At 36.4% G+C, this 20,480-nt stretch carries 21 protein-coding genes; 6 read left to right on the top strand and 15 right to left on the bottom strand.

The annotated features are described in order from the left end of the window. Nucleotides 1-46 precede the first annotated feature (46 nt). The 6 genes from AB1278_RS06650 to AB1278_RS06625 form a co-directional block, all read right to left on the bottom strand. The gene (locus AB1278_RS06650) at nt 47-892 is read right to left on the bottom strand and encodes an AraC family transcriptional regulator (RefSeq protein ID WP_202838888.1); all 846 of its coding nucleotides are present in this window, start codon (nt 890-892) and stop codon (nt 47-49) included. 203 nt (nt 893-1,095) lie between these two features. Continuing rightward, a complete protein-coding gene (locus AB1278_RS06645) occupies nt 1,096-2,427 on the bottom strand; it encodes an amidohydrolase (RefSeq protein WP_202838887.1) in 1,332 nt (443 codons plus the stop codon). Between the two features lie 299 nt (nt 2,428-2,726). Further along, entirely contained in the window at nt 2,727-4,016 is a 1,290-nt protein-coding gene (hemL, locus tag AB1278_RS06640; RefSeq protein ID WP_411414670.1) for a glutamate-1-semialdehyde 2,1-aminomutase, read from the bottom strand. A gap of 19 nt (nt 4,017-4,035) precedes the next feature. Further along, nucleotides 4,036-5,004 (bottom strand): hypothetical protein, encoded by a 969-nt coding sequence (locus AB1278_RS06635; protein ID WP_202838885.1) that lies wholly within the window; start codon nt 5,002-5,004, stop codon nt 4,036-4,038. A gap of 16 nt (nt 5,005-5,020) precedes the next feature. Then, on the bottom strand, nt 5,021-6,079 hold the full coding sequence (locus AB1278_RS06630) for a glucosaminidase domain-containing protein (RefSeq protein ID WP_202838884.1): 1,059 nt from the start codon (nt 6,077-6,079) through the stop codon (nt 5,021-5,023). Between the two features lie 66 nt (nt 6,080-6,145). Continuing rightward, nucleotides 6,146-7,054 carry a 1-aminocyclopropane-1-carboxylate deaminase/D-cysteine desulfhydrase gene (locus AB1278_RS06625; protein WP_429813175.1) on the bottom strand — a complete coding sequence of 303 codons (909 nt, stop codon included), beginning with the start codon at nt 7,052-7,054 and terminating at the stop codon, nt 6,146-6,148. A 361-nt stretch (nt 7,055-7,415) separates the two neighbouring features. Here AB1278_RS06625 and AB1278_RS06620 point away from each other — a divergent pair, with 361 nt between their 5' ends. Together AB1278_RS06620 and AB1278_RS06615 are read left to right on the top strand one after the other, a co-directional pair. Further along, on the top strand, nt 7,416-8,480 hold the full coding sequence (locus AB1278_RS06620) for an IS110 family transposase (protein WP_227944447.1): 1,065 nt from the start codon (nt 7,416-7,418) through the stop codon (nt 8,478-8,480). A 114-nt stretch (nt 8,481-8,594) separates the two neighbouring features. Further along, nucleotides 8,595-8,735, top strand: coding sequence for a hypothetical protein (locus tag AB1278_RS06615; protein ID WP_429813172.1), 141 nt, complete (start codon nt 8,595-8,597; stop codon nt 8,733-8,735). Here the strand turns inward: AB1278_RS06615 and AB1278_RS06610 are convergent. Continuing rightward, entirely contained in the window at nt 8,732-9,058 is a 327-nt protein-coding gene (locus AB1278_RS06610) for a hypothetical protein (RefSeq protein ID WP_202838881.1), read from the bottom strand. The genes AB1278_RS06615 and AB1278_RS06610 overlap by 4 nt on opposite strands. A gap of 40 nt (nt 9,059-9,098) precedes the next feature. On the opposite strand from AB1278_RS06610, the gene AB1278_RS06605 reads away from it, so the two are divergent. From AB1278_RS06605 to AB1278_RS06595, 3 genes are all read left to right on the top strand, one after another. Continuing rightward, the gene (locus AB1278_RS06605) at nt 9,099-9,281 is read left to right on the top strand and encodes a DUF5522 domain-containing protein (RefSeq protein ID WP_047434227.1); all 183 of its coding nucleotides are present in this window, start codon (nt 9,099-9,101) and stop codon (nt 9,279-9,281) included. A 1-nt stretch (nt 9,282) separates the two neighbouring features. Next, entirely contained in the window at nt 9,283-9,810 is a 528-nt protein-coding gene (locus AB1278_RS06600; RefSeq protein WP_110011388.1) for a DUF4136 domain-containing protein, read from the top strand. A gap of 420 nt (nt 9,811-10,230) precedes the next feature. Next, nucleotides 10,231-12,021 (top strand): endonuclease, encoded by a 1,791-nt coding sequence (locus tag AB1278_RS06595; RefSeq protein WP_429813167.1) that lies wholly within the window; start codon nt 10,231-10,233, stop codon nt 12,019-12,021. Nucleotides 12,022-12,225: 204 nt separating this feature from the next. On the opposite strand, the gene AB1278_RS06590 is transcribed toward AB1278_RS06595, so the two are convergent. Next, complete coding sequence (locus tag AB1278_RS06590) at nt 12,226-12,945, bottom strand: hypothetical protein (RefSeq protein WP_429813164.1); 720 nt, start codon at nt 12,943-12,945, stop codon at nt 12,226-12,228. Here AB1278_RS06590 and AB1278_RS06585 point away from each other — a divergent pair. Next, nucleotides 12,928-13,224, top strand: coding sequence for a hypothetical protein (locus tag AB1278_RS06585; protein WP_429817343.1), 297 nt, complete (start codon nt 12,928-12,930; stop codon nt 13,222-13,224). The genes AB1278_RS06590 and AB1278_RS06585 overlap by 18 nt on opposite strands. A gap of 623 nt (nt 13,225-13,847) precedes the next feature. Here AB1278_RS06585 and AB1278_RS06580 read toward each other — a convergent pair. From AB1278_RS06580 to AB1278_RS06550, 7 genes are read right to left on the bottom strand one after another with little or no spacing between them, the layout of a single operon-like run. Next, the gene (locus tag AB1278_RS06580) at nt 13,848-14,216 is read right to left on the bottom strand and encodes a hypothetical protein (RefSeq protein WP_429813161.1); all 369 of its coding nucleotides are present in this window, start codon (nt 14,214-14,216) and stop codon (nt 13,848-13,850) included. Beyond that, nucleotides 14,197-14,757 (bottom strand): LemA family protein, encoded by a 561-nt coding sequence (locus AB1278_RS06575; RefSeq protein WP_429813158.1) that lies wholly within the window; start codon nt 14,755-14,757, stop codon nt 14,197-14,199. Before AB1278_RS06575 ends, AB1278_RS06580 begins: the two co-directional genes overlap by 20 nt. Continuing rightward, nucleotides 14,757-15,407 (bottom strand): hypothetical protein, encoded by a 651-nt coding sequence (locus AB1278_RS06570; RefSeq protein WP_429813155.1) that lies wholly within the window; start codon nt 15,405-15,407, stop codon nt 14,757-14,759. Before AB1278_RS06570 ends, AB1278_RS06575 begins: the two co-directional genes overlap by 1 nt. A gap of 13 nt (nt 15,408-15,420) precedes the next feature. Continuing rightward, nucleotides 15,421-16,020, bottom strand: coding sequence for a hypothetical protein (locus AB1278_RS06565; protein ID WP_429813152.1), 600 nt, complete (start codon nt 16,018-16,020; stop codon nt 15,421-15,423). 5 nt (nt 16,021-16,025) lie between these two features. Beyond that, complete coding sequence (locus AB1278_RS06560) at nt 16,026-18,857, bottom strand: OmpA family protein (protein ID WP_202838873.1); 2,832 nt, start codon at nt 18,855-18,857, stop codon at nt 16,026-16,028. Nucleotides 18,858-18,868: 11 nt separating this feature from the next. Beyond that, complete coding sequence (locus AB1278_RS06555) at nt 18,869-19,357, bottom strand: DUF4280 domain-containing protein (RefSeq protein WP_395974631.1); 489 nt, start codon at nt 19,355-19,357, stop codon at nt 18,869-18,871. A gap of 29 nt (nt 19,358-19,386) precedes the next feature. Continuing rightward, on the bottom strand, nt 19,387-20,430 hold the full coding sequence (locus AB1278_RS06550; protein ID WP_429813149.1) for a hypothetical protein: 1,044 nt from the start codon (nt 20,428-20,430) through the stop codon (nt 19,387-19,389). Nucleotides 20,431-20,480 lie beyond the last annotated feature (50 nt).

Here is a 20,480-nt window from a genome sequence, read left to right as displayed (position 1 = left end):
CCTGAGAGTAAAACCGGTGTATCAATTATGTCTTGTTTTGTACAGATTATTCTTTAAACTGGGAAGGTGTCATTCCCGTTTGGGCTTTAAAGAATTTTGAAAAGCTGGCATGATCATAGAAACCAAGATCATAAACAATATCTTTTACAGACATTTCGGAAACTTTCAGCAGTCTTTTGGCTTCCAGTAAAATGCGGTTCTGAATAAGTGAAGAAGCTGAAGCATTGAGGTTTTTCTTACAGACAATATTCAGGTAGTTGGCAGAAATATTCAGTTTATCGGCATAAAAAGATACAGATCTTTCTGTTTTAAAATATTCGTCAATAAGATGCAGAAATTTTGAAATAATAGGATTTGAGTTATAGATTTCAAAGTCTTTAAAAGCGCCTTCCACAGATTGACTCACCAGCAAACCGATCAATTCACTTCTTTTTTGAATCAGTTCCCAAAAGACTTTTTCCCCACTCAATTCTTTCTGGATAGCCTGAAATTCATACAGAAAAGTTTCAAAAACTTCTTTGGAAAGATTGATCACCGGATGGTTCTGGTAATACGAGGCAGAAAACCGTAATGAGGGCAGAAAACTTTCAAACCAATCTCTGCTGATCATCAGCTGATACCCGATGGTTTCTTTTTCAATCACCCATTGGTGTACCTGATCGGGAAAAACAAGATGAATCTGATGGTCTTTAACCTGATATTCTGTAAAATCTATGGTATGTGAACCTACTCCCTTCTCAAAAAGATTGATGATAAAAAAATCATGTTTGTGCGGATCATCAATGGAGCGCGCTCCGGAAAGTTCATTAAACAGCAGATTACAGCCCTTCAGCTGATTCTCACTAAATTCCTGAATTCCCAAAATAGGAAAATGATCTGTATGGTAAGCCACTCTGCCTGATTTTCTCCTAAAATTACTAAAATTTATGAGAGAAAAAACTAAAACAACCACAAAAGGAACAAAAGCTTTATCTGCATCACGCTATCTTCATTTCCATCTTCGTTTCGTAACTTTTCGTAAACTTTTCATCCCCATTATGGTTGAAAAAACACAACTAGATTATATATTAATTTATTTAATCTTTTTTTTCTACATTAAAAAACAACGTTTCCTTCATGAATTAAAGACTCCACGTGTGAAATTCGTGATACTGCTTCTGCAGAACAACTTGCGTTGATCAATACAAAATTTGCTTTATCCCCGGACTTCGGCCATTGTTGAGTACCTTTATCATCTAACGGAAGAATATTTCCAGTTGCCAGTTTTAAGCTTCTTGATAATAAATACTCTGTTGAATATCCATACAATTGAGCCATTAAATTGGCTTTCTGAAGGACACTTCCGGTTCCGAAAGTATTCCAGTGATCCACAATACTGTCATTTCCTGTGAGAACAGTTACATTATGCTTGTAAAGTGTTGGTATGGGCATAATCAGCCTTCCGAAAGGGATTGTAGAAACAATTCCAATCTGTGCATCACCCAATTTTTCAGCAATTTCTTCCTGTTTTGCGGCTTCTAATTTTCCAAGAACAAAACAGTGGCTTACATATGTTTTTCCTTTAAGAGCTGGGTTTTCGTTTACTTTTTTAATCAGGTATTCTACCGTTTTCAATCCCGAGTCTCCGGTTTCGTGTAAGTGAATATCTATTCCTTTTTTATTGTCTAAAGCAAGCTGAACAGTAAAGTCTACCACTTTTTCAATATCGCCATCAATGTTGAACGGATCTACTCCACCAATAAAATCGATGTCCATCTTCGCAGCTTCTTTCAGATAAGGTACGGAATCCGTATAGAATACACCATGCTGTGGGAAGGCTACCAATTCAGCTCCAAAGCCCTTCTTTTTATTTTCTAAAGCTTTCTGAAGATTTTTTAATGACTGAAGTTTTGAAGTGGGCTCAATATTCACGTGACTTCTTGCAAAGGAAGTTCCCTTAGACTGTAATAACTCAATCAGTTTTTCGGCTTTGAAAGTTGAATTCTTCAGCATCTCAGGAAGCATTTTCTGCTCCAGTTCTATCATTCCTTTGACACCTCCTGTTCTTTTTCTAACGGCCTGCCATTGATCACCATAAAAGGTTTTATCCAAATGGATGTGCATATCCTTAAATGCAGGAAGCATCAACAGTCCTTTTGCATCTACCGCTTTAGCATTAGGTTGATTGGGTGAAATCTTTATAATTTTTCCGTTCTCAACTTCAACATAAAATAGATCCGTTTTGGTAGAAGTCACTTCCCCATCCTGGTATTCAAATCCTGTTTCCAAACGAACATTCTTAAGGTTCATTTTTCCTTTTGCTGAAAGATTTTTCTCATCGAAAGGCGATGCAGTCATGATATTAGGTATTAAAGTTAATCCCGCTACAGCCAACGCTGAATTCCGGATAAAATCTTTACGGGAGATGGTATTGTCTGAGGTCTTCATTTCCAATCTATTTAAGACAAAATTAAAAAGAAGCCCCTTGAATGAGGTGTATGGTTTATTACAAAATCTGTATGATTTATACTTTGTGGTAATTCCCTGCTGAAATACTCAGTTTATCTTTCTACACTACAACTAAGAGTATCCCACAACGCTTGTCATTCCATAAAAATCCAGATTATGCTGTTTTTACTCTTCTACCGCAGTGACAAAGATTGCGTTGATTTTTTTCAATCTAAACTCATCAAATCAATTTTCTTTTCCATAAAAAAACCGGATCTAAAATCCGGCTTCATTTATTTTTATTTATTTGAATATTCAAATTTTCTTACTGCTTCCAGTGTCATATCAATTTCTTTATCCTTGATCGCATCACTGATGAAGTAAGTTTCATAACCACTTGGCGGAAGATATACTCCATTCTGCAACATTTGATGGAAGAAATTATTGAACAATGAATGGTTAGCTTCCTGAGCCTCATCAAAGTTGGAAACACTTTTAATATGGAAGAATACAGACATCATAGAACCTTTTCTGTTGATTCTGTGAGCGATTCCTTTTTCATTCAGAATTTTCCCTATTTCAAAATCCAATGTTTCTGTTGTTTTCTCCAATCTGTTGAAAAACTCAGGATCATTTTTAATAAGCTGAAGAGTTTTTAATCCGGCTCTCATGGCTAAAGGATTTCCGCTTAATGTTCCCGCCTGGTATACCCCTCCTTTTGGTGCAAGGTGATCCATAATTTCATTTCTTCCTGCGAAAGCTCCTACCGGAAGACCTCCACCGATTACCTTTCCGTAAGTCACTAAATCTGCTTTTACATTGAAAAGTTCCTGTGCACCTCCGAAAGCTAATCTGAAACCGGTCATTACTTCATCAAAGATTAACAAAGCACCGTTTTCATCACAGATCTTTCTCAGGTTTTGTAAGAAATCGTTTTCAGGCAGTACACAGCCCATATTCCCTGCTACAGGTTCTATAATTACAGCTGCAATTTCTCCCGGATTGTGGCGGAATAAATCCTGAACCTGTTCAAAATCATTATAACGGGCCAGCAAAGTATCTTTTGCAGTTCCGGAAGTTACTCCCGGAGAGTTTGGATTTCCGAATGTAGCGGCGCCGCTTCCTGCTTTGATCAGGAATGAATCTGAATGTCCGTGATAGCAGCCTTCAAATTTTACAATCTTATCTCTTCCTGTATATCCTCTTGCCAGTCTTATGGCACTCATACATGCTTCTGTTCCTGAAGAAACCATTCTGATCTGGTCAATATTAGGAACATTTTCAATGATGAATTTTGCAATTTCTGTTTCCAGCTCTGTAGGTGCACCGAAAGAGAATCCTTTCTCTGCCTGTATTTTCAGTTCTTCCAATACTTCAGGATGTGTATGTCCTAAAATGGCTGGGCCCCATGAGTTAATATAATCGATGTAAGTATTGTCATCTGCATCGGTAAGGTAAGCTCCTTTTGCCGATTTCATGAAAACGGGCACTCCTCCTACGGATTTGAATGCTCTTACCGGAGAGTTTACACCTCCCGGAATGTATTTGTAGGCTTCATCAAATAAAGCCGAACTTCTTTGATACTTCATTTTTCTTTTATTTTATTATTTAACCCTCAAAGTAAAGGGTTCCATCTTCTCCTGCATAATTTTTCTGCCCATTACTTATCATGTAATATATCTGAAAAGGATTGCCATTTTTCAAAACGATCATAGCTGGCTCAAATTTTCCGTATAAAACCTTATTATTGGGAAGAATTGTCTTAAAAATCACATTATTTCTGTTATTCGGATCAGGTTCTGAAAGAACAACTAAATGGCTGTCATCTATCAGATTGATTGTTTCATATCGTATAGGATAAACCTCCCGCAAATTTTCATCTGCTAACCCCAAAAAACCTGAAACGTTGGTTGTCAAAATATAAGGTTTACCTTTATAAAACTGCCATCCTACGTATGCTATATCCTGTGTATTGAGAAATACTTTCTTAAGTTTAGGGACATACATCCCGACATAGGTATTTCCGTCCATGATCTCCAGAAAATCAGCTTTGTAATTCCATTGATAACCATCATTATCATATGACTCCAGCATATCCAGATCATCATCATCAAGATCTTCCCTGCTTAATGTCAATTTTGCGTTATTTCTGTTAAGCGGACTATAATTTTCCCAACCACTGTCTCTTACAGGATAACTTTCTTGCTTAATATATTTGTCAAGACGCATTTTGGTCTTGATGGAATAGTAATAATAATCCCATCCATCAAAAACCAGATATTTATCTCGTTCTACAGATATGGGTGTATTGGAAATAAATGGCATGATGATAACAGCATTTCGATCTACGATACCAAATCTTCCATTTTGTTCTGCATGAAATCCTCCTATGGATTCATCATAGCTGCTTATACTGCTATATTGCGGCTGTACAGCTATAAATTTATTAACATCACACAATCCCCACAACTTTCCTTTTCTGTAAGGAATATAATTTTGATCCTGTGAAAATATTGTACACGACATGAATATCAGAAATATCGACAGATATTTAGATTTCACATTTAATATTCTCATGGCTTTGGAATCGTTATTAGTTTCGCGGTTTTTTGTCTATTAAATAAATCAGCTGTCCTGCTGAAGGCTGCTGCCCTTCATCCATTCTGTTTTTAGCATATAATTTATTTAACTTGATTCCGAATTTCTGTGCAATATCATGCATATCTTCTCCAGACACCGCTTTATAGGTTGCGGTATTTCCTGTAGAGTTTTTTGATTCAAGGAAAACGATATCATTTTTCTTTAAAGACTCATTTTCCAGTTCATTCCATTTCATCAGCCTGCTTTCGCTTACTTTGAATTTGTTGGCAATGAATTTCACATCGGTATCTTCAGGAATGATAATATATTTCAGCCCGTCATTCGGGTGACTTTTGATAAGAATAGAATTAAGAATTTCAGCTTTCGTTTTGATTCTTTCTACTCTTTTTTGCTGTTGTGCATAAGAAGTCTGTTTGTAAGGAACTTCAACGGTAACTGGTTCTTTCACTTTTCTGGTTGCTTTTGAAGGTTCCAGCTGTGCCATGAAAGTTCTGTCGTCTTTCAGATCCGGGTACATTTTAAGAACAGCATACAATACTTCATTAGAATTGGTATTGTCGTATTCATATAATTTATACTTTTCAATTTTGGAGATAAGAATGGAAGCATAGCGCGGGTTGGTAGCATATCCTGCTTTTTTTAAGCCGGTTGCCCACGCTCTGTAATCTTTCATATCCAGTTTGAAAAGGTTGGCGTAATATTTTCTTGTGGATAAAAATATAGAATGGTCTTCATAAGACTGTCTTGGATCATCGTATACACGGAAACACTCATTGGGTGCATCATCGGTATGCTTCATTGTTCTACCGGTCCAGTCTTCTTTACATTTTATACCGAAGTGGTTTTTACCTTCCTGTGCCAGTCTGCTCTGCCCGCCTCCGGTTTCCAATAATCCCTGAGCAAGGGTAATAGAAGCCGGAATTTTGTATTTTTCCATTTCTTCTACTGCATATTTAGCAAACTTCTGAATATACTGATCTTCGGTTGCCCAAGTCTGGGCTGAAAATTTTGATAAAACTAAAAGGCTTATGGATAGAAAAAGTCTTTTCATCTTATATTTTTTATTGTTTTAAAATGAAAGATGGAACACTAAGTGTTTCATGTTTTTCAATTTTACTTATATAATTAAATTTCTATTCTGTTTTTCCAACAGCAGATTAGCTCCTTCAATCCCCTGTAATCCACCAGTGTGAAAGCACAAAATCTTACTGTTTTCAGGAAAATATTCTTCTTCTATCAGTTCAAAAATCTTCTCCATCATTTTCCCTGTATAAACCGGTTCCAGAGGAATACCGTATCTCTCCTTGAAATCATTGATAAAACGGACGTTTCCATCACTTATTTTACCATAACCTCCAAAACATGAATTTATTAGATTAAAATTCTGTCTCAAAGTTAATTCAAAAATTTTATTTTCCAGAGAAGCATCGTCAACAGCTTTAAATCCTATAACTTTCTGATTCTCTTCACAAAATTTTGAAATTCCAGCAATAGTACCTCCGGTTCCAACTGCGGTGCAAAGATAGTCAAAATCTTTTGTTTGTTCGTTGAGCATCATTTTTACCCCTTCCACAGCATCTTTATTGGTACCTCCTTCAGGAACTATCAATGCCTCAGGAAACTCCTGCTGAAGGAATTCCGTGAGTTTTTCTTTGTGACGGTATTCTTCGCGGGTGACAAATTTCAGGTTCATTCCATTTCTTTTCGCAAAAAGTAAAGTTGGGTTATCGCGCCATTTTTGCTCCAGTTCTTCTCCTCTGATGATTCCCAGTGTTGGAATACCCGCCATATTCCCTACGGCAGAAACCGCAGCAATGTGATTGGAAAAAGCACCTCCAAAAGTAATGATATAAGGGGTTCCCTGATTTTTTTCGAGATAGTTATTGACATTGTGAAAAAGCTTCCAGTATTTATTTCCTGAAATTAACGGATGAATCTGATCTTCCCTTTTAATGAAAAGCTTTACGTTTTTATGAATTGGAATTTCCTTGATGGAAACAGGTTCTGGGGGAAGTTTTAATAGCATTTCAGTTTTACGAATCAGAGTTTATTCTTTACAAAAGTAGGAAAAGATTTAGTGTTGTGACAATTTGTTGTTTTTATTGTTTTTTTACCATAGATAACACGGATTTCTATAGATGGTTGTTTGATACTTTTTTAAGTTTTGGCTCCTATGTTTGCAAAAGAATAAATTTACATACAAAGCAAAAGGGGTGAGAGAACAGTTTTGGCTAAATAACTCAGGAAGTATATTGTGCTTTAGAAATGTCCTCACTTCTTTATTCCTTTTAGAGTTTGAACAGAATTTAAAGAATCGAAAAAGATATCTTGGATAATAATCAGGAGACAAAACGAAGGAAGACTTGCTTTTATTTAAAGATAAAAATATGAGTGCATTAAAACAGGTTGTAGGAATAGATGTAGCCAAAGATGAACTGGTGGCAAGTTTTGGCAAATTAATGGAAGATCTAAGTACAGAAATCAAAGATTATAAAGTTTTTAGCAACAGCGAAAAAGGCTTTGAATCACTTCTTAAATGGGTGTACAGCAAAAAGACACTTAATATAGAGGTTATTTTTGTCATGGAGGCTACAGGGGTGTATCATGAAAGATTTGCTCATTTTCTTTATGCAAAGGAAGAAAAAACAGTCATTGTGCTGCCTAATAAGATCAGTAATTTCATCAGGACTCTGGATATCAAAACCATTACCGATAAAAGCTGTTCCATAGCTATTACACAGTTTGGTTTAAGCAGAAAACTAGAATTATGGCAACCCGCAAACCTTGTGTATAAAGAACTTCAGCAGCTAAGCCGCGAGAAAAACCAGGTTATTCAGGAAAGGGTAAGGTGTATGAATCAGCTGCATGCTGAAAAGACTCAAGCTCTTCCGAATTCAAGAACCATAAAACGGCTGACCGAGCGTATTTCGCTATTGAAAAAACAGGAGAAAGAAATTAATGAGGATATGCTTGCACAGGTAAAGAAAAGTCCTGAGGCTACCAGGGGAGTTAATCTGTTGAGCAGTATTCCGGGTATTGGAAAATCAACGGCAATTGCTGTTTTAGCTGAAACCAATGGTTTTGAGCTAATCAGAAATAAAAAACAACTGGTAAGTTATGCAGGATTAGATATCCGCGAGAAACAGTCCGGAACATCAATAAAAGGTAAGCCAAGAATTAGTAAGAAAGGAAATAAAAATATTCGAAAAACATTACATTTTCCTGCCATGACAGCCGTCAAAATGAATAAAAACCATCAGGATTTGTTTCAAAGAATTACAGAAAAAACAGGAATTAAAATGAAGGGATTGGTTGCTGTACAAAGAAAACTCTTGGAACTGATGTATATTTTATTTAAAAATAAAACTTTTTACCAGATAGATTTTGAAGAAAGTAGGGTAAAAATCAAAGACGTTCACCCTACGCAAGCTAACTCAAGGTCGCTTTTATAAATATAAATGTATAAAAAATATTTGGAAGTTAACACAGAATCTAAAGCCGGATGAATTTTGATTTTTTTGATAAAAGGGCTAAAGCCCATTCCTATTGAATTATACAGTACTGCAATGTCAAAATATTCCGGTTATCTTGATGTGAAAGATCTTAATACTTCTGTCATTACAAAGAATAAATCGGAAGCCAGAATCCAGAAGCCTGAACCAGAATCTCGTAACCCGGAACTCCAATGCATCATGCCCTTATTCTAAAGATATTTCCTGAAGTTCCACAATTTTCTTTTTCTGAGATAATTCAGGTTGTTTTCATTAGCGTAGGCTTCTCTTTCAAAAGAGATTCTTCTGTAAGCCAGATAACCGTCCTTCAGTTTAAAAAACCAGTAATAATATTCAATACCATAGAAAATATAGAAGAAAATAACGAGCATTTCCAGTTGCTGCCGTAAATGAATTTTTTCGTGATTGATCAATACATTATTTTCCTTATCTTCGGGTTTCCTAATGAAGATAAAGGGAAAGAGAGCGATGCCATTAATTTTTAATTTTTTTAAAGGCTTTTGGCATACAATTATCATAGTAACAAATATAAAAAGTTTTTTGACTAGCATTTAACTTATGGCCCATTATGACATCAAAGAAGGTGAAGACTTCTACTATAATGAACAGGGGTACAAGGTTTTTACAGAAAAATTCCATCTGAAAAGAGGATATTGCTGTAAAAGCGGCTGCAGACACTGTCCTTACGGGTACGATAAAAAGACTGATACATTCATTAAAAGTGATAAAAAAAATAAATAAAATGAAAAAATATATTTTTATTTTGTTGGCATCTGCTACATTAGGCTTAACTTCTTGTAGCCCTTTTCAGGTACGTTCGGATTATGCTGAAACCGCCAATTTCAATTCTTACAAAACCTATAAAATAAGAATTGATGATCTAAAACTGAATGATATTGATAAAGACAGAGTGCTGAATGAGCTGTCGAGACAGCTTCAGAGCAAAGGACTTCAGTCCGGAGAAAACCCTGATCTGATTATCAACGTAAAAGCAAATCATAAAAAGATTACTGATATCAATTCCTCTTCTCCTTACGGAATGTGGGGATGGGGCGGACCATTCGGATGGGGTGTTGGTATGAACAGAACATGGACAACCAACTACAATGAAGGCGCTTTGATCGTTGATCTTATCGATGCAAAAAGCAACAAATTGGTTTGGCAGGGTATCGGAAGCGGAATTTCTGTAGATTCTCCAAAAGCAAAACAGAGACAGATTCCAGAAATTATGGCTGAGATTATGAAAAATTATCCGCCACAAAGAAAATAAGATGTAAGTCATCCATTATATAGCCGGTACGTTTGGTATCGGCTTTTTTTATGGATAATTATTTGTTTTTTCCTGCAGATAACACAGAATTACACAGATAGCCGTGATATAGTCTTCTGTTATTTAAGTTTTGGCTGAAGCCAGATGATAAACGTCTTATTTTAAACTGGGCTTCCTTCGTCTACGTTCTGGATTATAGCCCGATCCTATTGAATTTACAATATTGAGGATAGATTATAGAAAAATCATAATTCAAGATATAAAAAACTGAATCGCATACGAAACCTCATCGTTCATCATCATTCATCATTTATTACTCATTATGCATTACATACAGTGTGTTTAAAATTAACAATTTTGTAATTTTTTATTCACAAAAATTGTGGTATTCTTGCTGAAACTTTATATTAAATATTAATTATGAAAAAAATCATTTTATTTTCTGTATTTGCGGGACTTGCCCACGCCCAGGCTCCTGCAGGATACTACAATTCTGCCAACGGACTGAGTGGTGCAGCACTGAAAACTGAATTAAGCAGCATTATCACCAACGGACATATTGATAAAGGGTACAGTGGGCTTTGGACAGCTTATAAAACCACTGATATCGATAAGGACTATGAAAATGACGGAACCATCCTTGATATTTATTCTGAAAGACCAGCAGGTAGTGATCCTTATACTTATACTCCGGGATCTGATCAGTGTGGAACGTATTCTACTGAAGGAAATTGTTATAACAGAGAGCATATTGTTCCTCAAAGTTTTTTTAATCAGGCCTCTCCAATGGTGTCGGATATTCACTTTATCAGAGCTACAGACGGAAAGGTAAACGGAATGAGAAGTAATTATCCTTTCGGAAAGGTAGGAAGTGCTTCTTTTACTTCACAGAACGGATCCAAGCTGGGAACATCTGCTTCTTCAGGATATTCAGGAACGGTATTTGAGCCTATTGACGAGTTTAAAGGAGATGTGGCCCGTATGATTTTCTATTTTGTAACCCGTTATCAAAGCAAGCTTTCTTCTTTTTCGTCAGGAAATATGTTAGGAAGTTCTGCGTTCCCGGGATTACAGACATGGGAACTTAATGTCCTTTTGGCATGGCACAATCAGGATCCGGTTTCCCAGGCTGAGATCAAAAGAAATAATACTTCCTATACTTTTCAGGGGAACAGAAACCCGTTTATCGACAATCCAAATTATGTTAACCTTATCTGGGGTTCCCAGCAGCCTTCAGGTGATACCCAGGCGCCTACTACAGCAACAGGTCTGAATGTTTCAGGGACAACTTCCAGCAGTATTTCTCTTGCATGGAATGCTTCTACCGATAATGTAGGAGTAACAGGATATAATGTTTACATGAACGGAAATCTGCAAACGACTACGAGTACAACTTCTACAACCATTTCAGGGCTTACGCCTTCTACAACTTACAGTTTTTACGTGGTAGCAAAAGATGCAGCTGGAAATTCTTCATCGAACAGTTCAACAGTTTCCGGTACTACTAATTCTGGCGGGACTAATCCAGGAACCAGCTGTGCCAATGAAAATTTTGAAACCATTCCTGCAGCCAACTCTACTTATACAACCAGAACATGGAGCAATGGCGGCATTTCCTGGACCGCAACGGATGCAAGAACAGACCAGACTATTAATAATAAAGCAATTACGGTAAGAAACGGTTCTTTAACTTCCGGCAGTTCTGCAAACGGTATTGGTTCTTTAACAGTAACTACACAGCTTAAATTCTCAGGAACCAATGGTACTTTTGATGTAAAAGTAAATGGAACAACCGTAGGAACTATTCCTTACAGTACTTCATCTACAACCACGACTATCAATAATATCAATATTTCCGGAAATGTAGTGGTAAGCCTGGTTAATACTTCATCAAGTAACAGAGTTGCTATTGATGATCTTTCATGGACATGTTATTCAGGATCAACAGCAAGAATGGCTCAAAATACAGCAGCAGAAACTACATCCAACAGCTTTAAGATCTCTCCTAACCCTGTTACCAACCAGGAGATTTTTGTAAAAGGAGATCTTCAGAAAGTAAAAAAAGCCGAGATTTATAACCTTCAGGGGAAAACTCTTCAGACAATTGACCAGCCTTTCAGAAATGGAAATTCTATTAAAACCAGAAATCTTGGTCAGGGAGTTTATATTTTGAAACTGGATCAGGTGACGATGCAGTTTATAGTGAAATAGTTCAAATAGTAATTTGATATAAAAAATGCCGGTCTTTTTAGACTGGCATTTATTTTTTAAACTCTCGCAGATTTTGTTGATTGAGCAGATCTTTTTAACGCAGAGATTTTATTTTTCTAATGTTTTATTTTAGAGGGCAGAGAGGAATCAGCAAGCTGATCTGACTAAGCGAATGTTCTAAATTCTCTGTTTATTTTATCTTAATTAATTCGCAGAAATTTTATCCAGGTCCGGATATCCTGATCCTTTTAAAAGGTCTTTCCATTCTTTATTTCTGAACACGAAGAGGTTGCAGCGGTATTCGTCCGGTCTGTTATCTATTTTGGTTTCGCAGTAATAATAGAGCATATCTTTACTTCTCCAGATCGCGACTTCCTGTCTGAGTTTGTTATGTGTCCGGATGATCTCATTATCTTTAACTTCTGATTCAAAACCTTCCCGAATGGTATCAAAGCTAGGTTTCTGAAGTGTTTTGTTTAAGTTTTCCAGAAGTGCTGTTTTTTCCTGCTCTGTATAAATATCAAGCTGATACATTCCCAGTTCGTCTTCTTTTTCGTTGGCAAGCGGGCCAATTTCCTGATCTACTTTTCCGAAATGTAAAATTACTTTGTTTGTATTTTTATTATTTTTTCCTTCCAGATCAATTCCGTTGAAGTGCAATAATTCTTTTGAAGCAAAAGCCAGCTTTTCATTTCCGATCAGGGTAACTTCACTGGTACGGACGGCTTCTTTTGCTGTTGCTCCGGCAGATTTTAAAATATCGTTGATATTTTGTCCTGCTTTCAGTTTAGCAAGATTGAATGGTTCGGTCTGGGTACTTCCCTGTGTTTCAACCAAAGACTCAGTATCTTTATTTTTCTGATGGCCGCATGAAGCAACTGCCAGACAGAGCATTGGTACTACTATATATTTCAGTCTTTTCATAATGTTAGTGCTAGTATACAGTTATCAATAATAGAACAGAAAAAAAATGATTCAAGTATCCGGAAAACGTTTTTTATTCATTTTTTAACTTCAAATTCCTATTTGTTTCATGAATATAAAACGCTTATATTATTTCAAATTCTTCTTTTCCTTCAGGTATATAAAATGAAATATCAAGCATTAGTTCTTCTTCTGTTTCAGGATTTTCCAGATATAAAGCAGACTCCCCGTTTATTTTTTTTAAAAAGGCAACTCTATTCTCCGCACATACAAACATAACGGCATCTTTGGAAACAGGCTGTATTTTAAATCCGGACTTGAAATCTTTTACAAGATCAGTAAAGCGTTCTTCCGATTCTGCTTTTGACAGATACATAGAAACAGCCATATTTTCTTCTCTTCTGGAAATTGATTTCTTATAATCTTCAAATTTATTTTCTCTTATTAATCTTGATATATGATCATAAGCCTGCTCCAGTTTTTTTCTGCTGTCTTTAATATCCTGCAGGTTTCTCCCGTTCTGCCATGCCGAAAGCTGATAAGGAACTTCTGCTTTAAAGGAGCCAACATGTTTGATAACCTGTTTCTTTTTGTCTTCAATAGCCTCTGAATGATAGTCTCCAAACTGTTTATCAAAAACAAAATCATTAGCCACATCAAAAAGTTTGACATTAAATTTCAGTTCTGATTTAGGATGCAGCTGTACATCGCCAATATTAGGTAAAATGGTTGCTGATATCGTCTGAACACCACTTTTCAATATGGCAAAATTGATAGGAATATTGGTGGCAACCTGTCCCTCAACATTCATATGAATCACAGGATAATCATTAATCCTTATTTCAAACAAACAGGCTGATGCACTGAAGTCGATCATATAATAAGGTTGTTGTATCATAATTTTAGTTTTTAATGATTTTAGACCAGTCTGTAAACATTTTACTGATGGTATTGGTATTGATGATGCTAAAACAAAACATTCCAAGGAAAATAGAGCTCCAGCACCACGCAAGTTTAACTCCGTTTTTATCTGTTATAAAAAAAAGAATGAGCATGGTAACCGTTCCAAAAAAGAAGGTGAAAAGCAAGGTATACAGTATTGCCTGAATGATATACATATTGAATTTCAGTTTCCTGAACACCCATCCTATGATACTCACCACCATAATCAGTCCTATGGGAAGAAGCATCGCCCCGAACAAAACAATTTCGGGTTTTTCCATCAGTATATTTTCATATCCGAAAAATGTATTAAAACTGAACTCCTTCATAATGTTTTTCCTGATTTGAAACGTCTAATAGGGTTTTGTCTTTATAGCCCAGCATTTTTGCCAATATAACATTGGGAAACTCATGAATTCCTATATTATAGAGGTTTACACTGTCATTGAAAAATTCTCTTCTGTCTGCTATTTTATCTTCCATTCCGGAAACTCTTTTCTGTAGTTCCAGGAAGTTATTGTTTGACAGCAGGCCGGGATAGTTTTCTGAAACAGCAAAAAATGATGAAAGTGCTTTTGATGTCTCATTGGCAAGCTCTGTTTTTCTGTCGGAATCATTGGTGTTGCTATAGGAAGTTCTTAGTTCTGTCAGTTTGGTAAGCAGGTCTTTTTCATGTGCCATAAACTGTTTGGCAACATTGACAAGGTTTGGAATTTCGTCTGCTCTTTGCTTCAAAATAACATCTATATTCCCATATGCTTTTTCCACATTGAATTTCAGCATGACAAGCTTGTTATACAAACTGATGAAAAAAGCCACGATGGCCACGATAAGAAAAACGGCGATAACAATTGCTACAATTTGATTCATTATTGTGATAAGATTAAAATCATTACGATAAGTATAACAATACAGGTGACAATAAATGACCTCAACAGGGGCTGGTATTTATTCCAGACTGAAATTCCTGCAACAGTGGTAATTCCTAAAATCTTATGCCCTGTATCTTTTCTGATGAAAGCTTCCCCGTTTCTTGAGTCGGCAGCTCCCACAAGAAGCATTTCTTGGCCGGATTTAAGCAATGTCTCCTTGTATCTTTTCTGTCCGTTATAACTTACATTGGTTTCTTCGATGAATATCAATTCTATGCCTTCGGGATGTATTTCAATGGTTCCTGAATCATCCTGCATCAGAAAGAGATTGCACTGGGTTTCTCTATGAATTGTTGTATAAGAATTTTTCCCTTCTTTATCTCTGGTTACATCTTCAATTGTATAATAATATCCTATGCATTCTTCTTTCGCGACGGGTGAAATCAAAGGTTCTTTCATAATAAGTTTTCCCTGAATTTCTACCAGCCCCATGGCCACAGATTTTATTTTGGATGTGGGTAATGATGCCTGAATTCTTAAAAATCTTTTTCTAGAATTAGGAAGTAGTAAAATAACTGCAATGACAGAAAGTATAACTAACGGTAAATACGTAATTACTTTTTCTGCATAATAATCATAATTATCCATCAATAAGAATCTGCTATGAAGTATACGTTTTTAGCAGGTGTACTGCTGCTGTTTCCTGCCCGTCTGCCGTCTTCACCTGATTGTCTACAATATAGAGAACAGAGGAAGTATTGGGTTTATTATTGGTGTATTCATAATATTGTACCAATACCATTGTTTTACCTTTCAGATCCCAGGCATAGGCTGCATTCCCCAATATTTTACCTTCACTGTTCTTTGCCGGAACTCCTGCAAGAACTTTAGGATTTTTATATTGTGATTTGAGATAGGCTAAAAGATCGTTACCTGCAGCAGTATCTTCCAGTTCTATTTTCACACCTTTAGTAAGCCTTTCTGTAGTATTGTTAATGAGTAATCCTACGGTGGAGTTTTTTACATTATTTTCTTTGTGTTCGGGAAACGATATATTTCCGAATTTATATCCGGAAACATCTTTGGTATAAGCTACAGGCAATGTAGTTACAATTTCCCTCGCTTCTGTCTGATATTTGGTGTCTTTCAGAACTTCTTTATATCCTTTGGAAAAATCTATTTTTTCCAGATCTGTCTTTTGTTGTGACTGGCATGATACAAACATGATAAAACACAAAATTATTAAAACTATCTTTTTCATATGATCTAATTTCTTATTAACGGAATATCGGCACTGAATCCGAAAAGTTCTTCAAGACTTTTGATGACATCAAATTTAGGTACAATTTCGTTAAATTTACCTTCTGCGATAATACCTTCGTCTTCTGAACTTCCTTTAAGTTCTGCCGGTTTTTTACTGCCACCTCTAGGTATTTTCTTTTTTGCAGACATTCCTACTTTTCCTTTAATCACATACTCAGCGTTGAGTCCATCAAATCCTAATTCCGGGCGGTAATTTAATCCTTTATCATCAAATTTCACACCATGCCCGAATGTAATGGAAGCTGATCCCTTTCCGCTCATTTCAAAATATCCTTCTACTTTCACAATGACAAGATTGGCTTCTGCTTTTGCCCAAACCCCTGCTTTTAATTCAATTTTAAGGGTATTTTTAGCTTCTATTTTTCCTTGCTTATCACTTTTTTCGCTTACAGTATTGAATGAAAAACCAATTGATGTTTTGATTTCACTTGAAATAACAAGATCAATGTAAACATCTGAACTCAGTTTAGCTCCGAAATCATCATTCCCAAACTCAACTCCTGTATTCATCTGGTCTTTGATCACTCCATACAACCTTACAGCACCTGGTGCTGCGGTTCCACCACTCACGGCTCCTGCCACCAGTCCTACAGCTGTACAAAGGAGGTCTATTGTAACTTCTAATCCTATCAGGGGTTCTGCATTAAAAGATATATCAACCTTTGTTCCTAATCTTTCTATTTCGGTATTTTTCTGTTTGGCTCTTTCTAAAAACCATTCACCTTTTAGATTAATATTAGGAGGCTTGATTGCGAAAGTTACCGGAAGACCTTTAAAACCTATATTTCTAACCTGTCCTTTAGTTTTGTTGGTAATACCGTCAGACATTGCTCCCATTGATCCGAAAAGATCATAAAGCTTTTTGAATTTTGTCTCGTATTCTCCTTTAACTTCCTTACTTTTCTGAAAACTGCCGCTTCTATTCTTTTCCCATTCACTTTTCAGGCTGAATCCGAAGGAAGCATCCTTTTGTTTCCATCTTCTTTCAGCACCTATTTTACCGGCTTTAGCCTGTAGGTCTTTATGTTTTGCCGCTGGCTGGTTCTGCCATTTCACACTCAGTTCATTGGTAAGATTAACGAAGAAAGTAAGTGTCCATTTAATGTCCGGGTAAGCTTTGATTAATACGGTTGTTCTCTTTTCATTGCTAAAATACCTGCATGTATGTGCGTGAAGATGGAATTGATTGGGAGTGGTCCACATCGGCCAGATATATTGTATAGGAAAAGCATTGAATTGTGATAGATCTGAGTATACTCCATAATTAAATGATGGTGTGGTAAATGTCTTTACAGTATCTCCTTTATCTATTGCCTGCCCTACATCTACCATCAGGACCTGTTTTTTATGTTTCCCTTTGCTGTCTCTGAAGCATTCATTGGTTTGAAAACCGGTAACATCAATCGTTATATCTTTCTTCATGGATACACTAGGTGCTGTCACTTCATAGTTAACCGTTTGTGCATCATGGGCATTGAATACAAATGAGATGTCTACTCTACGGTTATTTTCATAGTCTTTCTCATTTTTATACTTTATATTATCTCTTCCTTTTTTATCGTCAGTAGGATCTACTTCTCCTTTTCCCACAGAGATGATTCTTCTTGGATCTAATCCACCGTCTGCAAAGAATTTTTTCACAACATCCGCTCTTCTCTGGGAAAGACCTTTATTGTAATTCTGTTTTCCGATTACACAAGCGTAGCCACTCAGATTCATGGTGGCATCTTTATGTTCTAAAAGGAATTTGAGTACATTATTCAGGATGGCGACTCCATCTTTATCAATTTCTGTAGAATCGAATTTATAAAAGATGGTTCTTTTAATATGTTCCTGAAGCGCCGGTGACTGTATTTGCTTTATACCATTACCATTATCAAAAACTTTAACGGTTGTATTATTAGCCTTTCCGTCTTTTATTTCACTTTCTGTGATTTTGATCACTTCAAACTTACAAGGTTCCAGTCTGACGGAATTTACATCCGGCTTATACACTTTAGTTGGTGTCTGGTTCTGGGCTCCGTTGGTATTGGTAGTAACTACTTTATTTTTTACATTCAGATAGATGGCATGAAGGTCATCTCCAAGCTTGTCTTTAATGTACTTTTTGGATGCAACATCTTTTACTTTAACATAGAACTCCTCTACATTCTGAATATTGTCCACATAAGCCATCCAGGCAAAGGTATTTTCTATTTTCAGATTCACTTCACCATCTATTACCTGTACATTGTTATAGGTATGCACCAGTTTATCTGCTTTTGCGGACTGCTGATTCCACAATTCAATGCTGACTGTATTTCCATTGAGTCCTTCCGTCACGAGGTTCAGATGAACGATATGTCCATAGGAAATATATTCGTTTTTTTTATTGTTTTTGATGCTTTTGCTGTTCTTTTGGGTAGACCATTTGCTGCTTACAATTTTGGGCTCACACCAGCCTTTTACAAATAGTCCTGTATTACCTTTAGGGTCTCTTACTCCTGAAAGACTGGCTTCAATATAAAACTGATAGCTTCCGCAGTACTGCTTACCAATTAAAAATTTATATCCTGTAGCAGAGGTTATCTGATTGATGATAATTTTTTTGCTGCTGTTCTGCCTCATCCAGGTAAGAGGTTTCTTTTTGTCGGCATCTGTGGTGCCCGGCAGCCATTCATCCACACCAAACTGCACCCACTGATCCGGTTTTATGGTAATCCTTTGCCCTAATACAGACATTTTGGGGTAATACAATCCGCTTACAACTTTTATTTTTTTTACGCCTTTTGCCATTTTCTTATCATTTAGATTGCACCATCCTGCCCTCCTCCTGAAGGCTGGTCGTTATACATTTCTTCGGAATCTACCAGTGGATTGATCTGCTGCTGAACATCTTTGTCTGCATTTTTAAAGTTCTGCTGGCTGGCTTCTGCTCTTTGCCCGTGGTCTATAATCTCGATGCATGGCGTTCCGGCAACAGCACACACGGCTTTGCTGTCTTCCACAATGATATATCCGCCGTTGCTGAGCTGTACTTTATCATAAAAATTCTGCCATTCTGTAACCATAATTTTACATGGTGGAGGCGGACCTCCCATTTTGGTACAGTTTCCGAATGTGTTTTTTTCAAATGTGGCTGCTCCTATTTCTTTCGTAGTAACGATCAGTTTTTTGGAAGCGCTTTTATCATTGGCATATTCTTTTTGGTGTGTAAGTACTTTGAGCTTGTCCGGAGCCTGTCCGAACTGGCATTTGCATAGGGCGCCCTGTACTACAATATGTTTTTCTGCCATATTAATTTTATCTTTAGTGAAATGGTAATTTAGTTTTCATCAATTCCTGAAACTGATACTGAAATCTTTTTCTCTTCCTGCAGCATGATACTGCATTCCAGGTAAAGAGATTCCGGAAGTGAAGTTTCTCCTTTCAGATAGCTTATGAGTCTGAAAGTTCCTTCTTCATTCATCACAGGATGATCTTCTATAATCAATGAAAAAGGTGATTTTCTTATAAAATCATCAATATTTCTTTCTTCATATAACTTTCCATATCCTTCTATGGTAATCAGGCCGGTTTCTCCTTTCACCGGATCTGTTTCCAGTGTCAGTTTATATGCAGGTTCAATGGCATTATCTGTTACCGGAAAGGTTTCTGTCATCTCAGTTCTATATTCATTTCCGAAACGCTGGTATATTCCAAAAAATAATGAGCGGATGAAATAATCATTTTTAATATACAGATTGATTGCTTCGGGCTGGCTGATCACTTTTTCAATCTTTCCGCAGTATTCGTCTACCGTTTCGCCATCAAATTCTTTATAGAGTTCTTCTTTTACAGCTGGCCATCTTTTGGAAAATACCTCTGCATTTTCTACGGTTTCAAACCTTCCATGTTCATCTGTACTGATCTGTAAAGGATATAAGATCCCGGAGGTTCTGTAAGCGAGCAGATCTGCAATTTCATTCACTTCTTCTTCGTTGAGATAGAGTTTTGATGTTCTGTCTATCTCAAAAAAATGATGCCCTTTTTCTGTTTTCAGCCAGCGAACTGATGTTTCATATTTTAATTCGTTTTTCGATTCTCCTTTTTCAATGGTAATAACGACACTGTATCTTCGCACTTTGTTTTCAGGCTGAAGAGTAAGGCTGTTTCCTTTTCCGAATTTAACCAGACTCTTTTGATCAGCAACCGCTGTTCTCGGAACAAAAAGCTCTTTCTGCCCGTTAAGATTGATCAGGATCATATCTTTCACAGCACAGTGGTTATTATGGAAGAGTTTTAATGCATCTTTATCCAGCCCGTACAGCGAGGCTATACTTTTTAAAGTTTCATCTTTCTGAACGGTATGTATATTATATTTCTGCATAAATGTTCCTGCTTCAATTTCTTTCTTGGTATAATACTCTTATTTAAATA

Origin of the sequence: Chryseobacterium sp. NRRL B-14798 (assembly GCF_050470705.1) — a bacterium.
GTDB lineage: Bacteria > Bacteroidota > Bacteroidia > Flavobacteriales > Weeksellaceae > Chryseobacterium > Chryseobacterium cupriresistens.
The sequence above is the reverse complement of the archived record's forward strand: the minus strand, read 5'-3'. Positions and strand labels throughout refer to the sequence as shown.

Bases quoted from the DNA above. Each gene is read 5' to 3' on its own strand.
- AB1278_RS06550 (WP_429813149.1), bottom strand. From the start codon at position 20,430: ATGCAGAAATATAATATACATACCGTTCAGAAAGATGAAACTTTAAAA.
- AB1278_RS06580 (WP_429813161.1), bottom strand. From the start codon at position 14,216: ATGAAGGAGTTCAGTTTTAATACATTTTTCGGATATGAAAATATACTG.
- AB1278_RS06570 (WP_429813155.1), bottom strand. From the start codon at position 15,407: ATGGATAATTATGATTATTATGCAGAAAAAGTAATTACGTATTTACCG.
- AB1278_RS06575 (WP_429813158.1), bottom strand. From the start codon at position 14,757: ATGAATCAAATTGTAGCAATTGTTATCGCCGTTTTTCTTATCGTGGCC.
- AB1278_RS06595 (WP_429813167.1), top strand. From the start codon at position 10,231: ATGAAAAAAATCATTTTATTTTCTGTATTTGCGGGACTTGCCCACGCC.
- AB1278_RS06625 (WP_429813175.1), bottom strand. From the start codon at position 7,054: ATGCTATTAAAACTTCCCCCAGAACCTGTTTCCATCAAGGAAATTCCA.
- AB1278_RS06635 (WP_202838885.1), bottom strand. From the start codon at position 5,004: ATGAGAATATTAAATGTGAAATCTAAATATCTGTCGATATTTCTGATA.
- AB1278_RS06630 (WP_202838884.1), bottom strand. From the start codon at position 6,079: ATGAAAAGACTTTTTCTATCCATAAGCCTTTTAGTTTTATCAAAATTT.
- AB1278_RS06560 (WP_202838873.1), bottom strand. From the start codon at position 18,857: ATGGCAAAAGGCGTAAAAAAAATAAAAGTTGTAAGCGGATTGTATTAC.
- hemL (WP_411414670.1), bottom strand. From the start codon at position 4,016: ATGAAGTATCAAAGAAGTTCGGCTTTATTTGATGAAGCCTACAAATAC.
- AB1278_RS06565 (WP_429813152.1), bottom strand. From the start codon at position 16,020: ATGAAAAAGATAGTTTTAATAATTTTGTGTTTTATCATGTTTGTATCA.
- AB1278_RS06615 (WP_429813172.1), top strand. From the start codon at position 8,595: ATGTCAAAATATTCCGGTTATCTTGATGTGAAAGATCTTAATACTTCT.
- AB1278_RS06600 (WP_110011388.1), top strand. From the start codon at position 9,283: ATGAAAAAATATATTTTTATTTTGTTGGCATCTGCTACATTAGGCTTA.
- AB1278_RS06555 (WP_395974631.1), bottom strand. From the start codon at position 19,357: ATGGCAGAAAAACATATTGTAGTACAGGGCGCCCTATGCAAATGCCAG.
- AB1278_RS06605 (WP_047434227.1), top strand. From the start codon at position 9,099: ATGGCCCATTATGACATCAAAGAAGGTGAAGACTTCTACTATAATGAA.
- AB1278_RS06620 (WP_227944447.1), top strand. From the start codon at position 7,416: ATGAGTGCATTAAAACAGGTTGTAGGAATAGATGTAGCCAAAGATGAA.
- AB1278_RS06610 (WP_202838881.1), bottom strand. From the start codon at position 9,058: ATGATAATTGTATGCCAAAAGCCTTTAAAAAAATTAAAAATTAATGGC.
- AB1278_RS06645 (WP_202838887.1), bottom strand. From the start codon at position 2,427: ATGAAGACCTCAGACAATACCATCTCCCGTAAAGATTTTATCCGGAAT.
- AB1278_RS06590 (WP_429813164.1), bottom strand. From the start codon at position 12,945: ATGAAAAGACTGAAATATATAGTAGTACCAATGCTCTGTCTGGCAGTT.